Below are 15,987 nucleotides of genomic sequence, written 5' to 3'. Positions count from 1 at the left end.
GAGGCGAAAGTCTCCCGTGTCCTTGGGTATCGGAACGCGACTCACAGACTGAATCAGGCGATAGAATCCAAGAGCAGTGGTCTTTTTGAGCCAAGTCTCTCCGGCCCGATCTGTTCTCACGGCATATACGATATCGAAGCCATTTTTCCATTCGGCCAGAAACTGTGGGATTAGCTCTGGTGGGTCCTGCAGATCGGCGTCGATTACAATAACGACATCTCCTCTGGACTGATCGAGGCCGGCAGTAAGCGCGATCTCTTTGCCGAAGTTGCGAGATAAGTCAACGATCGTGACATTCGGGTCGATGTCGCGAATTTCATGCATCAGGGACAGAGTCCGGTCCGTGCTTCCGTCGTTGATGTAGACAATTTCGTAAGGTCCGCCGAGGGTGCTTAGAACTTCGGTCGTTCGATTATGAAATTCCTGTAGAACCTCCTCCTCGTTATAGGCCGGAACAACAATCGAAATACTTGGAGAGGCAGCTGATCCTGCCATACGAGAGTTTCTAGGCTGTTCGGGATGCGAATATGCCATAACCTGCTCACAGCAAAGTTAAAAGTAAAATAAAGAAAGTTGACAGCAGGGGCGTGCGTTGCGCGGCCCTATGTAGATCGGTGCTTCGCGGTATGCGCGGTCACGCATTGTCTGAAATGAAAATAGAGGTTGTCTAAACGTAATAGAGTTCACTCGCTACTCTTTATTGATCTGCCGATCATCGGAAGATCAATCTCGATGCCCGTCTTAGCTGCATTGATTGGACTTGTATTCCGATAGATGAGGAGATGTTTCTCGGGCGCATTGTAGTTGGAGGGTGTGGGGATCGTTGCGACCACTTCAAACCTGTCCGATGCGAGAACCCGCTCGAGTTTCTGCATTGCGTCGAGGTCGCTCCAGAAGCCTGGTTGTGCAACCACGTAACTGACGCCCAGGCGATTGATCTGATCCCGGAGTTCAGGCTCGCTTACGTTCTTCTCCTCGAGGCCTAGTTCGCGTCGGGCTGCCACTCTTACCAAGAGTTTGTCTGCACGGACAACGCGCAAGTCAGGTCTTTCCTCGCGGGCGCGAAGGTTGAAAATAAATGAGCCATCTCTAGTGCCTGAGAACAGGATACTGCTGTTTTCAGGCGCATGATCAGCGATAAATTCTGCAGCGGCCGCGTAGCCACCCACATACCATACCGGACGGAAATAGACTGTCTGAAAAACCACTGCCGCAGGTAGGGCGATCCAAAGGAAGTTCGCAGTTCGAGTGCAACCAAGCTTCTTGATTTGAACAAGAAGGGCGCACGCAAGCATCACAATGGGTGGTAGCACGAAGATGCTGTGTCGCGCTTCCTTCAAGTCAATAAGAGAAAAGAAAACGTAGCCAACCATCCCCCACAGAATCCAAAAAACAGGATCCAAGTCGAGGCTTGTTTCATTGGTGGGGTGGATTAATCGTAGGTGACGGGCTCCGATAACTGCAGCGCCCAACGCGGAAATAACGAGGACCGGCCAGCCAAGCTGGTCAGGCAGTCGTTTGAGATACCACAGCCAGTTGGAAAGCGACGCTCGTGAAGTGGCTGCGTCGGGCATGTTGAGTGCTGACTGAACATTGACTTGCCCAAACTTGATAGTCAGTGCGACCAAGGGGATAAGTGCAAGCGTGGCGAGAAGCGCCGTCGCCCATATGTGCTTATCCCGGAGTAGGGCTGCACGGTTCTCCGTAAGGAGAATGACGGCCCAGGCGATTGCCATAAAGGCGACGCTTATTTTTGTATAGATGGCGAGTACGAGCAGGGCAGTCGCTAGGTACAGCAGTGCCGGGCGGTTGGTTTGACGGAATGCGACGAAATAGACCGAAGCCCATATGAGAAAAGCGAATGCCGGTACTTCCAGCATCACCTGTCGACCCCAGAACGCGATTTCAGGAGCTGCGACCAGGATTGAAGCTGCAGCGACGGACTGCAATGGCGATAGGAAGAATCGGAAAAGTCGCCATGCACCCAAAGCGTATGCGACGTAGTGAGCAAGAACAACGAGAAGTGCAGTGTTATGGGAAACGCCGAATAGCCAATAGAAAGGGACCGATATCGCGTAAAACAGAGGGGGGTAAAAAAGTATGGTTAGGGCTGGATATTGGGCGTAATAGTCGTATGCGAAACCCGTGGGGTCTCGCCAAGGCATTGCTTCAAGAAAATCTTTGAGGAAGACGCCGTTCAGTGCATTGCGCGGGGCCTCACTCCAATAGAAATCACCATTGGTGGGGGCGCCTAGGAAGAGAAGCACTGCGAGCAGCGCCGGAATGAGGCTCACAAGGCTGTTCCACCTGGTGAAGCGGCTAGTGGTCCAGTTCTCCGTTCTCGCTGGTTCCATTTTTGTTCGGGGCCTTTGTTGGGACGGTGCGGCAGTTAGGCCGCTAGGAAGAGACGCAGGGATGCGGCAGAGCGCGGATTGCTGCAGTGGTGGGGCGATCGAGACGGCACAATTTCTTCACCGATTGCGCACGGCATTATTGTTGTGGGGTCACGCTTAGATGATGTTGGCAAGGTCAAACCACCACTTCGATCACTGCAGGGTGGCCGAGGAAGGCCTGCGGGCTCGCGCTCGGGCCATAGGCGCCCGACTGGTAGATCACCACCAGGTCGCCCGGTCCGGCGTCGGCCAGGTTCATGCGATCGGCGAGCAGGTCGAGCGGGGTGCACAAGGGGCCGACCACCGAGCAGGCTTCGCCCGGCGCGGCATCCATCCGGTTGCCGATCGCCGCCGGATAGTTCTTGCGGATCACCTGGCCGAAGTTACCGCTGGCCGACAGATGGTGGTGCAGGCCGCCGTCGGTGACGAGATAGGTGTGGCCGCGCGAGACCTTGCGGTCGATGACGCGGGCGACGTAGATGCCGGCCTCGCCGACCAGATAGCGGCCGAGCTCGATCACGATCCCGGCCTGCGGCAGCGCGGTCCTGGCCTCGTCGACGATGGTCGCGAGGTTGGCGCCGATCGGCGTCAGGTCGAGCCGCTGTTCGCCGGGGAAATAGGGAATGCCGAAGCCGCCGCCGAGGTTGAGGAACTTCACCGTGGCGGGGGCGTGTTCGGCCAGGCGCAGGGCGAGCTCGAAGCTCTTGCGCTGCGCCTCGACGATCGCCTCGGGCCGGAGGTTCTGCGAGCCGGCGAAGAGGTGGAAGCCCTCGAAGGCGAGCCCGGCGCGGCCGATCTCGGCGAGCAGCTCGGGCACCTGCTCGGCGTCGACGCCGAACTGCTTGGGGCCGCCGCCCATCTTCATGCCCGAGCTCTTGAGCTCGAAGTCCGGATTCACCCGCACCGCGACCCGGGCGGGCAGGCCGAGCGCCTCGGAGGCGGCGGCGAGCGGCGCGATCTCGCGGAAGGATTCGACGTTCACCAGAATGCCGGCCGCCACCGCCTGCATCAGCTCGCCGTCCTGCTTGCCCGGGCCGGCGAAGCTGATCTCGTGCGGATCGGCCCCGGTGTCGAGGGCGACCTTGAGCTCGCCCGCCGAAGCGACGTCGATGCCATCCACCAGCGTCGCCATGTGGCATACCAGCGCCGGCATCGGGTTGGCCTTCATTGCGTAGTGCAGCTTCACCTCGGGCGGCAGCGCGGCGCGCAGCTCGGCCACCCGTGTGGCGAGCAGGCCGCGGTCGTAGGCGTAGAAGGGCGTGCGGCCGACGCGGGCGGCGAGCCGGGTGAGCGGGATGCCGCCGACCAGGAGCTCGCCGTTGTCGACGCGGAACTGGTCCATAGGGGCGTGAACCGGAGGGGCTTTGCGGGGCGTGGTGCTTTCCATCGCTTGATCGTCGTCCATGTCCTTGTGGCGTCCGCTCACGGGGCTGTCCCGAGGTGACGCAGGCGCTCGTATTCGTCCGGTGCGGAGGCGATCGCCGCGGCGAGATCTTCACGGAGTCGGCGAAGATGCGCGTCGAGCGTCGCCGGCGCGAGCAGGACGCCGGGTGCGTCGGCGCCGGAAGCATTCTCGCATGTTCCGCCCGTCATTTTCTGGATCATCAGATCGCCCATCTCGCGCTTGTAGTGGGCGGGCTCCCAGTACCAGAGCAGTTCGGATCGGCGGTCGCCGGGCGGCGGAGGCGTTTCGCTGGCGTAGCCGTCAGCTGTATTGAAATCCCACAGCGGGACATCGTGTTCCGCAGCAATGCGGGCAAGCTCTCGCTTCCATTGCTCGAACAGTGGCCACTTGCCCGTGAACTCTATCTGCGCCAGATAATGAGTGTGGTAGGGGTTGATGAACAGGACCACCTCGACCCCGCGGTCGGCCGCCTCACGCAGGAACTTCCTGAGCGCCTCCAAATCGGCGGAGCTATCGGGGCCGTAGTCGTAGAGGCCTTGATGCGGACGCGACAGCGAGGCGGCGATATCACGGTTCTTCTGCGCGAATAGAACGTGCTGGCCTTCCGTACGAACGATCGCCGTGTAGTCGTCCCCCGGATTGAATCCATCCGTGCGTCGATCGGAGGAGAAATCGTCGCCCTGGCCAAGGACGGTGCTGATCGAGTCGACCAGGGTCCCGAGCGACACCAGGGACTTGAACCGGTCCGCGGTGGTCTGTGCGATCCGGGTCAGACTGGCTTCTTCGAAATCGGGAAGGCTCAGCCGACCGATGTAGTCCGCTTCCGCGAGGCTCCAATCGATGCGCTCGTGTTGGCGGCGGTCATCGACCAGGAAGTCGGAGAAATCCACGCCCATGAACACACGATTTCCGTCGCCGGCGGCGAGGGCATGCATTGCGTACCGAGCTTGCATGTGAAATCCGGCTCCTGGGATGCCGCTGTTGAACACCGGGTGGTACTCGGCCGGCCAACAGGCGCTCTGCGGATCGAGGCCAAGCTCTGGCCTCGAGTTGCCGCCGATCACCGTGCGTGGCACTACCTCGGTCGCCATGTAGGGCTTGGAGACGCGTACGCGCTCTGCGGCGGCGGGCTTGAGCGCGTTGAACCCGGCGACGCGAGGAGTGCCGAAGAGTGCGTACGGGTCGACCGCATAATTCACGGCGGCCGCCAGCGCACACGTGGCCAGAAAGGCGGCACTCAACTGGCGCACGAAGGCAATGTGGTTCTGGCCGTGTTCCATGGTCGTCAGAACTGGAAGTAGAGGAATTCGGACACCCGCGTCATCGACAGCACGCCGATCGCTCCCATGAAGCCGAGGAGGATCGCCCAGCGCAGCCGCGGTTGCCACGCCAGAGCTGCGGTGGCTGCCCGCAGGGGACGGATCTCGTTCGCTTCGGTCGGAGTGTGGAGCAGGAGTCCGGGCTGCGCGTGTCGCATGATTTCCTGGGTGTTCGGCATGACCAGGGCGACCGGCAGCAACGCCAGTATCCATAGCCAGGTGAACACGAACTGGCTCCCGCCGCCGAGGTAGGTGGTGAAGCCAATGCCGCTCAGGACCGACCACAAGCCACCCAGCCTCGCTGCAAGCGCGTTCGGAAGCGCCACGCCATTGACGCCGGCCATGCCCTCGAGCATTAGTCTCGCGGCGTCGAAGTCGGCCGCGCGAAAGAACACCCAGCCGACGACGACCGCAACGAAGGTGATCGCCCAGCCCAGTGCCGCCGCCAGCGGACGCGGCAGGATGGGGCGGGGAAACAGTCGCGTGGAGACGTGTTTCCAGGCGTGATTGAGGCTCAGGTAGAGGCCGTGCAGCCCGCCCCAGACGACGAAGGTCCAGCCCGCGCCATGCCACAGGCCGCCGAGCAGCATGGTCAGCATCAGATTGCGGTAGCGCTTGAGCCTGCCGTGGCGGTTGCCTCCGAGCGCTACGTAAAGGTAGTCACGCAGGAAGGTAGACAAGGTCATGTGCCAGCGTCGCCAGAACTCGACGATGTTGGTGGCCTTGTACGGCGAGTGGAAGTTCACCGGCAGGCGGATGCCGAACAGGCGCGCGGCGCCGAGCGCCATGTCGGAATAGCCGGAGAAGTCGAAGTAAAGCTGGAAGGTGTAGGCCAGCGCGCCGCCCCAGGCAACGAAGAAGCTCAGCGGTTCGCCCGCCGCCGCCGCACTGAAGACCGGCGTGGCGTACTGGGCGACACCGTCGGCCAGTACCGTCTTCTTGAACAGCCCGAGCGCGAGGATGCTCAGGCCGATCGCGATGTTCTGCACCCGCGGGGTGAGTGCGCCGCCGTGCATGAACTGCGGCAGCATGTCGCGGTGATGAACGATCGGACCCGCGATCAGCTGTGGGAAGAAGGTCACGAACAGCGCGTAGTGGGTGAAGCGGTACTCCTTGGTGATTCCATTGAGCGCGTCCACCAGATAGGCGATCTGCTGGAAGGTGAAGAAGGAGATCGCCAGTGGCAGAACGATCGTCTGCAGATGGAACTGCGTATCCACGATCGCGTTGATGCTATTTACGGTGAAGTTGGCGTACTTGTAATAGCCGAGCAGGCCGAGGTTGAAGGCGATGCCAATGGTCAGCCAGATCCGGCCGGCGCGCGGCTTTTTCTGGCGATGGGCCTGGCTGAGCAAGCTCCCGAAGCCGAAGTTCACCACCATCGACAACAGGAGGAGCGGCAGGTAGGCCGGGTTCCACCAGCCATAGAAGAACAGCGAGGCGATCACCAGCCATGCGAGCGCGGGCTCCTGGCCCCGTCGGGCCACTGCGAAATACACGGCGAGCGTGAGCGGCAGGAACAGGAAAAGGAACTCGTAGGAGTTGAACAGCATGGTTTGCCCGAACCTGAACGATTAGGTGGTTTTGCCGTCGGCTCGCTCGCGGGGCTGCAATCGGTAGCCCGGCGCAGACGAAGAAATCTGCATGCCTCAGACTTCGCTCGCCAGCGTCTTGCGATCGATCTTCCCGTTCGGATTGCGCGGCAGCGGCCCTTCGCGCACCTCGATCCGCGTCGGCACCATGTAGGCCGGCATGCGGGTGCGGCACTCTGCCAGCAGCGCGACGGTGTCGAGGGTGCCGCCTGCGGGCGGGGTGGCGATGACGGTGATGCTCTGGCCGAGCGTGTCGTGGGCGACCCCAAAGGCGGCGCACTCGCCGACCAGTCTTGTCGCGTAGAGGATCTCCTCCACCTCGGTCGGGCTCACCCGATAGCCGGAGGTCTTGATCATCTCGTCGCGCCGGCCGATGAAGTACAGGTAGCCGTCCTCGTCGCGGCGCACGGTGTCGCCCGAGAACACCGCCAGTTCGGTGAGCACCAGGCCCGCCTGGCGCCCGGGGGCGTGGCTCGGCAGCGGCTTGAAGCGTTCGGCGGTCTTCTCGGGGTCGTTCCAGTAGCCCATCCCCACCAGGGCGCCGCGCTGCACCAGCTCACCCGGCTCGTTGGGCGCGCATTCGCTGCCGTCCTCTCGCAGCACGATGACGTCGGCGTTGGGAATGGCCTTGCCGATCGAGTCGGGCCGGCGCTCGGCCTCCTCCGGCGGCAGGTAGGTCGCGCGGAAGGCCTCGGTGAGGCCGTACATCAGGAAGGGCTTGGTCTGCGGCAGCATCTCGCGCAGGCGCGAGAGGGTGTCGAGCGGCATCCGTCCGCCGGTGTTGGCGATGTAGCGCAGGTGCCCGGTGACCGTTTCCGGCCACTTGAGCTGCGAGAGCTGGATCCACAGCGGCGGCACCGCGGTGAGGCCGGTGACCTTCTCCCGCTCGACCGCCTTGAGCACGTCGCGCGGCAGCAGGTAGTTGAGCAGCACGGTGCGCGCGCCGGCGTGGAAGGCGGTGGAGAGCTGCGAGAAGCCGGCGTCGAAGGACAGCGGCAGCGCGGCGAGCAGGGTGTCGCCGGGTCGGTTCTCGAGATACTGGGCGACGCTCTTGGCGCCGGTGACCATGTTCCGGTGCGACAGCACCACGCCCTTGGGCCGGCCGGTGCTGCCCGAGGTGTACAGGATCGCCGCCATGTCGACGTCGATGATGCGGTGTCCGGCGGCCGCCGGCGCGGCGAGCAGCTCGCGCCAGCGATGCACCGAGGCGCCCGGCAGTTCGGGCAGCTCGGCAGGCTCGCCGGTGAGCACGACGTGGCGCAGGTCGTGGCAGCCAGCGAGCGTCTCGCGCAGCGCGGTGAAGCGTTCGGGTGAGGTCACCAGCACGCGGACGTTGCAGTCCTGCAGGATGTAGCCGACCTGTTCGGCCTTGAGGATCGGATTCACCGGCACGAACACGCCGCCCGCAGCGCTCGCGCCGAAGAAGGCGGTGACCGTCTCGAAGCGCTTGTCGAGGTAGATGCCGACGCGCTCGGAGCGCGCCAGGTCGAGCGCGCGCAGGCCGGCGGCGAAGCGACCGATCCCGGCGGCGAGTGTGGCGTAGTCGAGGGTTTCGGCGCCGAAGGTGAGCGCGGGGGCGTCGGGGGTGCGCTCGGCTGAGGCGAGGATCAGGTGGTGCAGCAGGTGGGTGGCGTTCATGGGTGTTTCATTCCGTTCGACTTGCTCCGGGTGGCATGAGTCTAGCTCACCCATGAGGCATTTCGCGCGAAATACGCCCGCTGACCGGGTTTCCACCGGTAAAGGATTGGCATCGGGTTTGCGTGTACGTGATCCGGCGATGAAGCGGTAGCCGTCCATGTGGTGCACAATGCGCCCGATGAGCTGCGCAACAGGGAGTAGAAGTTGAATATCCATGCAGAAGTTTTATCCGTACTCGACGAAATCCTCAGCCTTCAGGGGCGCTCGGCAGGCATGACGGCCGAGACGCCCTTGCTGGGGGCCGTTCCGGAACTCGACTCGATGGCCGTGGTTGGCGTCATCGGGGCGCTCGAGGAGCACTTCGGCATCTTCTTCGACGACGACGAGATCGACGGTCAGACTTTCGCGACAGTCGGGTCGCTGGTCGACGCCGTCAAGCAGAAGGTCTCCTGAGGCCAGAACGCACTTCCGAGCCTGGGGTGGGTAATCTCGCCGGCTCTCGTGACCGGACGCACGCGATCGAGCCGATCACGCTCGACGGGGCGTCTGTATCTCTCGCATCATCCGTTTTGAAGCCCGCCCGCCTGCGGCGGGCCTGGTTTGGTCAGTCCAACTTCAGAGGTCAGCATGAGCATCACCGGTCTTGTCAGCGTCGTCATCCCCGCCTACAACGTGGGTCCGCACATTGCCGAGGCGATCGACAGCGTTCTGGCGCAGGATTACCCGCAGGTCGAGATCATCGTCGTGGATGACGGCTCGAAGGACGATACCGCCGAGGTGGTCGCCGCGCGTTATCCCCAGGCAACACTGATCCGCAAGGAAAATGGCGGGGCGGCTACTGCGCGCAATGCTGGCATCCGCGCCGCCCGTGGCGAGTTCGTCGCTTTTCTCGACGCCGACGATATCTGGCTGCCGGGCAAGCTCACCGCGCAGATCGATTATTTTCGCGCCCACCCGGATGTCGCGATGAACTGCACCGGCTTCTCGCAGTGGGTGTCGGATGAGAGGGGCGTGTTTCCCGATCCGTCCACGGTGATTCCCGATCAGACGGCCATTCCGGTGGATGCGATCGACCAGGAGTTTTCAGGCTGGATCTATCACAAGCTTCTGCTGCGCAATTTTGTGTGGACCACCACGGTGGTGATGCGCCGCAGCCTGATCGACAAGATCGGCCTCTACGACGAGCATTTTCGGCTGGGACAGGATTACGAATACTTCCTGCGCGCCTCGCGGGAAACCGAGATCCATCGGCTCTCGCGCGCCTACGCGCTGTATCGTCAGCATCCGGGCAGTGCGACCGCCCGCGGGCGGGATTACAACTACGCCGCGGACGTGATCGGACGGGCGAGGGCGAAGTGGGGACTCGCCAGTCCGAACGGCGAGGCGATTTCAAAGCAGGAGATTCGCGAGCGCCTGCACAAGATCCACTTCATGTGCGGATATCTGTTCCTCAAGCGCGGCAAGGCCGCCAAGGCGCTCGACGAGTTCCGCTCCGCCGTTAGGGAAAAGCCGCTGCATCTGAAGTCCTGGGCTTATGTCGCGGTTTCCGCCTTGGCTGACCTCAGGGCCCGATTCGGCAAGACGCAGACGATCAAGATCTGAACAGCGCAGAACGGCTTTAATGACCTGAGGGGTGACGGTAAAGCAGCGGGCCCCTTTGATGAAGCCAGAGGATGGCCCCCAGATCGTCGATGGGGGCGGGCACGACGTAGCCGTATTTTCCGAAGGGCCAGCTCTCGTCGGTCCAAGTGCGTACACGTTTCCACTCGGCTGTTTCGGGATTCATCTCCCAAAGCTCGCGTGCTTCGGTGATCAGGTAGAGGTAGTCTCCGGATACCGGGTCGTAAACAAGATCGCTGTTCCTAATACCCATCTTGAACGGCGCGTCGGGGAGATGCTTCAGTTCGCCATCCTTGGTGAGCAGATCGACCTTCCGAAGCGTGTGCGTTCCGCCCGCAATCAGAAGATCCCCGCGCTTTTCGTTGTACTGCATCTGAGAATGGTAGCCGTGGACGTTCGATCGGCCCAGGTCCTTCCACGCCTTGCCGTCGAATGCCCAAAGTCGATGTCCCTTTCCCGTGCGGTCGAGGAGAATTAGTTTCTTCATCCCCCGGTGCCATTCCATTGACACTGCGGCAACCGTTTTTTCGCCGCCGCTCGGGAGATCGGGCATCCGCTCCCAGCGCTCCTCGTCGATCAGGTAGCGGTAGAGACCCTTGGTGTATCCGTCCACAATCGACAAGTGATAGTAGTGACCATTTTCCCAGTCGAGCGCGTTGCGGCCATAGGGACGGCCGAACTGCTCGAATTGCGGAGGCGGATCACCCGCCCATCCGAGTTCTTCCCAGCTGTTGGTTCGGGCATCGTAGCTGATGAACTTCTTGTGCTGCCGTTTACCGAGAAAGAACACTTTCTGGCGCTTGGGGTCCCAGTGGGCCGTGTCCGTCCAGCCATCGATTTCGAGTTTGCGGCCGTCCGCGACCTGGACGTGCATGAAGTCATGAAATCGCTCGTATTCCGGAGGGACCGCCGATTCGAGTCGGCGAAACTCGCCTTCCTTCAGCGATTGGGCGAGCCGGCCGATTTCCGTCTGTCCGAGCGAAGTCGCTGCGGACACGCTGACCGAGATGAAGCTGCATGTAATTATCGCTGCGGTGATGGCCAATCTCTTCAGAGTCACTGCGTGTCCTCCTTCCTTAGCATTTAATTCTGCAAGCTGGCGACGGAATCGATGGGGGCGTGTGGGTAATTTCGAGCCGAAACGCCCAAGTGTTGCGGCCGTTCGCAAGCGCTTGCGGCGGCATCGCCCGCGCCGAAATTCCGGGTAGAGATGAGGACGATTCACTACTGACCCAGACGGAAGGCTCCTCGGCTTCCGGGCGAAGTGCATCACCGGTGCTGGCCACTGTGTACGCGGTTAACACTTCCTCCGCGATATGCCCCAAGGGGTTCAGATATTCGATTGGGTCCTGAGTCTGCTTGTCGAGGTTCAGCTTAGTTGCGATGGCGTGCCCGGTCCGCGATAAATTGATCTCCAAATGTGCCGAGACTGTATTGAGTGCCCGACGCCGGAGTGCCGCCTTCCGGCCGAGTCGTCCGCCCAGTAGGCGCCAGTCCAGCGTGGCGAGGGCACGTTGCCAGGGCGTTCGCGGGGATGGGCGGAACAGTTCACTTGCGCGGCCCGTCAGCGAAATGCTCCACTTTTCCTGGGTTTCGACGATGGAGAGATCCTCAAAATTGTCGACCGCGTAGATCGTGCTCTCAGCCTTCAGCAGTGGTGTCCATCCGGCGAGCGCCGGTGAGTCGAGCAGCGCTTTTCGCGTCGTCCTGACGGGTGGGGCGACGAGTGGCGTGCCCTGTCCGACGCGGAGGTGGATGAGCACGCCGCCTGCGTAGCGGAAGTCCGCTTCGTTGCGGCTGTAAGCCTGTGGAGGTTGGCCGCGGGTCGACAACAAGGCGTTCAGACCCTCTTCCGTCCGAAGGTATAGCAGACCGGCTTCATCGTCGTGAAACAGGCCGGGGCGGCCTGCCGTCCACTGCGTGACGGATAGGTGTGCGGGCCGGTCTTTCGCTTTCCTCAGCCGACGCGCGGCGCCGATGATCCCCGCCGCCCAGGCGTTATAGACGGACAGGTGCATGTAGCTGTCCCAACTCGCCCGGCCCGATTCGGGGCCGGCCGGGTTGAGCCAGAGCAATCCGTCGGAGCGGCGCTGCGCTTCGAGGCGACGGCAGAGCGCGGCGATCGGCTGCTGCCGTGCATCGTCGTCGATGCCCATCAGGATCATGCCGGCGATCAGGCAGCCGTCGCCGAACAGGCCGTGGGTGGTGCGGCCGAAGCCGCCGGCGTAACCCGCGGGATCCCAGCAATGTACAAGCCAGTCGAGCAGGCGGCGCGCGTGGCTGGCGAGCTCCGCGTCGTCGTGGAACCAGGAGGCCAGCGCGGCGAGGTAGAGCGCCTTGTGGTGGTAGGCGAGCGGGGTGGCGAAGCGCTTGCCCGGCTTTGCGGGGAAGTCGATGAAGCCGCCCTTGGCTGTCGTCCAGCGCTCGAGCAATTTGCACAGGCGACGGCTTTCGAGCGCCTTGCGGCGGGCGGGCGCCTCGATCAGGCGGCAGGTCTGTGCCAGCAGCGACCAGTTGTTGGAGGGGTAGCGGCGGCGCAGGCGGCAGCGGGCGAGGCCGGCTTCGATCATCGCCTCGTCGGCCGCGTCGACGCCGCGCTCGGCGAGCACCATGCGAAGCAGCAGCAGCGCGAGCCGGTTGAAGGGCAGGTGGCCGAGGCGCTCGGCATCGAGCGCGAGCCAGGCCTGGAGTGCCTGCCGGGCTGCCTGCCAGTCGTGCTCGCTGCCGCATGCCAGCGCAAGGGCGGCGCAGAGGTGGCCGTAGTGGTCGGGCGGGCTGGGCTGGTCGTCGAGCGGATCGAAGAGGCCGATGCCGGGCCGGATCTGCTCGCGCAGGGCGGCGGTGAGCCCCTCGAGCAGCGAATCGAGCGCTGCGTTCGCCGCCATCCTCAGCCGCCCACGCTGCGAGGAAGCATCAGGCTGCGCAGCAGGCGCAGGCCGAAGCGGGCGGGCGTCCTGTCCCAGGGCGTGAAGCGCGGCAGCTCATGGATGCCGCAGCGACGGTCGGCCGCCGCCGGGCGGGTCGATACCGCCGCCTCGAAGCCGCAGTCGGCGACGATGCCCACGTGGGTGTCGTCGTAATCCTTCCCCGGCCGGCCGTTGGGGTAGGCGAAGACGCGGATCGGCTCGCCGAGCAGGGCCTCGAGCTTCTCCCGGCCGCGCCGGATTTCGTGCCGGGCGTCGTCCGGCGTCTGCCGCGCGAGGATCGGATGGGTGTCGGTGTGGCCGCCGATCTCCATGCCGGCGGCGTGGAGCGCGCGCAGCTGGGCGCTGCTCATCATCAGGTCGTCCGGCAGGCGGATGCCGAAGTCGGCGGCGAGCTTTTCCGCCGCCGGCAGGCGCTGCTCGGGTCGCTGGTACTTGAAGTGGCCGATCAGGCTGGCCATCAGCGCGCGGCGGTCCTGTGCCGTGTCGACCGACTGCAGGCCTAGGCCGACGGCGGTCAGCTCGCAGGGGCCGGCCGGCACCGCCTTGGCGAACTCGATCAGGGTGTCGTTGAACATGCGCCCGCCGTCGAGATAGGCCGTGGCGATGAAGAAGGTCGCGGGTAGTCCGAGCTCGCGCAGGATCGGCAGCGCGGTGGTGAAGTTGTCGGCGTAGCCGTCGTCGAAGGTGACGCAGGCCGCGCGCGGCGGCAGGCTGCCCTCGCGCAGCCGTCGCGCCGCCTCGCCCAACGGCAGGACTACGAAGTGGCGAGCGAGCAGCGCCATCTGCCAGCGGAAGGTGTCGGCGTCGGGGTCGCCCGTGCGCAAGGGGTCGGGTGCCGACAGCACGCGGTGGTAGATCAGGATGGACAGCTTGCCGCGCGCGCCGCCGGGCGAGGCGAGGGAGAGGGCCGTCTTCAGGCCGGGAAGCCTGGTGGGGGTGGCGGTCATGCGGTTTCCTCGGTCGGAGTGCTCGGGGCCGCGGCGCCAGTGCGGTCGAGCATGCAGACGATGTGGCGGAACTTGCCGTTCGCTTCGGGCGGAATCTCCGCGACCTGCAGGATCTCGACCTGCAGCGGTGCGCCGAGCAGCGCGCGCACGTGGTGGGCGAGCGTGTCCAGCGCAGCCGTGGGCAGGGGGGCGCCGGCGGCGAGCAGAATGCGCACCCGGTCGCGCGCCTCCTGCACGATGCGGTAGGCCTCGAGGCCGGGGAGTTCGCGCAGGGCGTGATTGACCGCACTGCCATGCACCCAGCTGCCGTCGAGCGCGACGAGGCCGTCGTTGGCGCGACCGCTGAGACGCTCGATCAGCGGCAGGCCGCGCCCGCAGGCGCAGCGACGGGCGGACAGCACGCCGCGGTCGCCGGTGCGATAGCGGATGAAGGGGAACTCCGGTCCGGCGAGATTGGTGACGAGGATGTCGCCTTCGACGCCGGCCGGTTGGGCTTGCCCGGCTTCGTCCACGACTTCGACGATGAGCTCCTCGGCGGTGATGTGCAGCCCGCCGTGCGGACATTCGCGCGCGATGAAGCCGGCGTCGCGCGCGCCGTACTCGTTGGCCACGCCGCAGCCGAACACCTCGCCGATGACCTGGCGCCACTCCGGCCGGAGGACCTCCGAGGTGCAGAAGGCGGCGCGGATGCCGAGGTCGTCCATGCGTCGGCCCTGCTCGCGCGCCCTGAAGGCGACGCGCGCGAGCGCCGAAGGGTAGCCGAACAGCATGGCCGGGCGGAATTCGCGCATCTCGTCGAGGATGGCGTCGATGCGGCCGGGATTGAGGTCGCGGGCGGGGACGAGGTGCGAGCGAAGCAGGCGGTCGCGCAGGGCGCGGACGCGGTCCTGGGCGGCGGCCTCGAGCGGCGAGCCCCACAGCACCATCTCGCGGTCGCCGACGTCGACGTTCCACCAGCGGGTGGCGCGCCATTTGGCCGCGATGTCGAAACTGATGCGGTGCTTGCCGAGCAGGAAGTGCAGCGGCTCTCCCGAGGAGCCGCTGGTCGAATGGCGGGCGAGCCCTTGCGTACCCTCGGCCTGCCAATTCGACAAGTGGTGGCGGATGAGCGCCTTGTCGGTCGGCGGCAGCAGGGCGAGCGCATCGAGCGTCTCGAAATCGCCGGGGCGGAGACCCTCGAGGCGGAAGCGCTCGCGGTAATAGGGCACCTGCGCGGCGACGGCGGCGAGGAGGTCGCGCAGCCTGGACAGCTGCAGGGCTTCGAGCTGCGCAGGGTCGTACCATTGGCTTCGCTCGAGCTCGCGCAGGATCGCGCGCGTGTCGTGTCGCTTGAGGCGCTCGTGAAGCGGAAACAGGAGCTCGCTGGCGAGCCTCGTGTACAAGTTCATTGACGTGTCCGCGGATTGGCGTCGTTGCTTGGGGCTGGCGTGCCGCCGGCCTATTGTATGATGGACGGCAATTCTGGCGGGTGGACATGACTGCATGGCTGCTCGGCCGTCATCACGATCTGGAAACGGAGCTGAAGATGATCAAGGCAACCCGACGATTCCGCGCATGGTTCGTATCGGCCACGCTTCTTGCTGCGTCGCCGCTCGCGTTCGGTCAAATGGGGTGCGTCGACCCGTTCACCGATGGCAGTACCCCAGCTGATTACCGTATGGCTTCCGCGGAGGCCCGGCGTCTCGTCGAGCGGGTGCACTTTACCGACGATGTGAGGATGATGCGGCGGGGCGGAACCACGAACCAGCTCGCCGCCGACATCGCCTACACACTAAAGAAGTTTCCCAATCACTATCAGGCACTGATGACGATGGGGGATTACTCGCTGAAGGTGAAGCTGAATCCGCCGCCGGGCGCTCAGTACACCGTGGAGTGCTGGTTCGACCGCGCCCTTCGCTTCGCGCCCGACGACCCGATGGTGAAGACGGTCTACGGTCTCTACCTGATCAAGCGCAACAAGCACAAGGATGCGGTCGCGCAGCTCGAGGCGGCACTGGCGCAGGCGGGTGACAACGCCAACGTGCATTACAACCTCGGCCTCGCGTACTTCGACCTCAAGCAGTACGACAAGGCCCTGAAGAGCGCACACGCAGCCTACCGGATGGGCTTTCCGTTTCCCGGCCTCAAGAACAAGCTGGAGCGCGTG

General features: G+C 64.1%; 13 protein-coding genes. 3 read left to right on the top strand and 10 right to left on the bottom strand.

The window, feature by feature from the left end; genetic code table 11:
* The 6 genes from BB334_RS17595 to BB334_RS10380 form a co-directional block, all read right to left on the bottom strand.
* On the bottom strand, positions 1 to 495 hold a 495-nt coding region (locus BB334_RS17595; RefSeq protein ID WP_158014405.1), incomplete at its 3' end, for a glycosyltransferase family 2 protein.
* Between the two features lie 188 nt (positions 496 to 683).
* Positions 684 to 2,294 (bottom strand): ArnT family glycosyltransferase, encoded by a 1,611-nt coding sequence (locus BB334_RS17590; protein ID WP_198531226.1) that lies wholly within the window; start codon positions 2,292 to 2,294, stop codon positions 684 to 686.
* A 235-nt stretch (positions 2,295 to 2,529) separates the two neighbouring features.
* Positions 2,530 to 3,780 carry a pyridoxal-dependent decarboxylase, exosortase A system-associated gene (locus tag BB334_RS10395; protein ID WP_456300360.1) on the bottom strand — a complete coding sequence of 417 codons (1,251 nt, stop codon included), beginning with the start codon at positions 3,778 to 3,780 and terminating at the stop codon, positions 2,530 to 2,532.
* Positions 3,781 to 3,815: 35 nt separating this feature from the next.
* A complete protein-coding gene (locus BB334_RS10390) occupies positions 3,816 to 5,078 on the bottom strand; it encodes a carbon-nitrogen hydrolase family protein (protein WP_068808224.1) in 1,263 nt (420 codons plus the stop codon).
* 5 nt (positions 5,079 to 5,083) lie between these two features.
* Entirely contained in the window at positions 5,084 to 6,670 is a 1,587-nt protein-coding gene (locus BB334_RS10385; protein ID WP_068808220.1) for an MBOAT family O-acyltransferase, read from the bottom strand.
* A 96-nt stretch (positions 6,671 to 6,766) separates the two neighbouring features.
* The gene (locus BB334_RS10380; protein ID WP_068808217.1) at positions 6,767 to 8,347 is read right to left on the bottom strand and encodes an acyl-CoA ligase (AMP-forming), exosortase A system-associated; all 1,581 of its coding nucleotides are present in this window, start codon (positions 8,345 to 8,347) and stop codon (positions 6,767 to 6,769) included.
* Between the two features lie 204 nt (positions 8,348 to 8,551).
* Here BB334_RS10380 and BB334_RS10375 point away from each other — a divergent pair, with 204 nt between their 5' ends.
* Complete coding sequence (locus BB334_RS10375) at positions 8,552 to 8,800, top strand: acyl carrier protein (RefSeq protein ID WP_068808214.1); 249 nt, start codon at positions 8,552 to 8,554, stop codon at positions 8,798 to 8,800.
* A 174-nt stretch (positions 8,801 to 8,974) separates the two neighbouring features.
* Positions 8,975 to 9,949, top strand: coding sequence for a glycosyltransferase family 2 protein (locus BB334_RS10370; protein WP_068808212.1), 975 nt, complete (start codon positions 8,975 to 8,977; stop codon positions 9,947 to 9,949).
* Positions 9,950 to 9,965: 16 nt separating this feature from the next.
* Here BB334_RS10370 and BB334_RS10365 read toward each other — a convergent pair whose 3' ends face one another.
* Genes BB334_RS10365 through BB334_RS10350 form a run of 4 tightly spaced genes read right to left on the bottom strand, consistent with a single transcriptional unit; the run spans position 9,966 to position 15,229 of the window.
* On the bottom strand, positions 9,966 to 11,027 hold the full coding sequence (locus tag BB334_RS10365; protein WP_068808209.1) for a hypothetical protein: 1,062 nt from the start codon (positions 11,025 to 11,027) through the stop codon (positions 9,966 to 9,968).
* A gap of 16 nt (positions 11,028 to 11,043) precedes the next feature.
* Complete coding sequence (locus tag BB334_RS10360) at positions 11,044 to 12,852, bottom strand: hypothetical protein (RefSeq protein ID WP_068808206.1); 1,809 nt, start codon at positions 12,850 to 12,852, stop codon at positions 11,044 to 11,046.
* Positions 12,853 to 12,854: 2 nt separating this feature from the next.
* Positions 12,855 to 13,841 (bottom strand): polysaccharide deacetylase family protein, encoded by a 987-nt coding sequence (locus BB334_RS10355; protein ID WP_068808202.1) that lies wholly within the window; start codon positions 13,839 to 13,841, stop codon positions 12,855 to 12,857.
* A complete protein-coding gene (locus tag BB334_RS10350; RefSeq protein ID WP_068808199.1) occupies positions 13,838 to 15,229 on the bottom strand; it encodes a phenylacetate--CoA ligase family protein in 1,392 nt (463 codons plus the stop codon). The genes BB334_RS10355 and BB334_RS10350 overlap by 4 nt, the downstream gene beginning before the upstream one ends.
* An 86-nt stretch (positions 15,230 to 15,315) precedes the next feature.
* Here BB334_RS10350 and BB334_RS10345 point away from each other — a divergent pair.
* Positions 15,316 to 15,987, top strand: a 672-nt coding sequence (locus BB334_RS10345) for a tetratricopeptide repeat protein (protein ID WP_232756713.1), incomplete at its 3' end; no start/stop codon positions are given.

It is taken from the genome of Thauera phenolivorans, assembly GCF_001696715.1.
GTDB lineage: Bacteria > Pseudomonadota > Gammaproteobacteria > Burkholderiales > Rhodocyclaceae > Thauera > Thauera phenolivorans.
The sequence above is the reverse complement of the archived record's forward strand: the minus strand, read 5'-3'. Positions and strand labels throughout refer to the sequence as shown.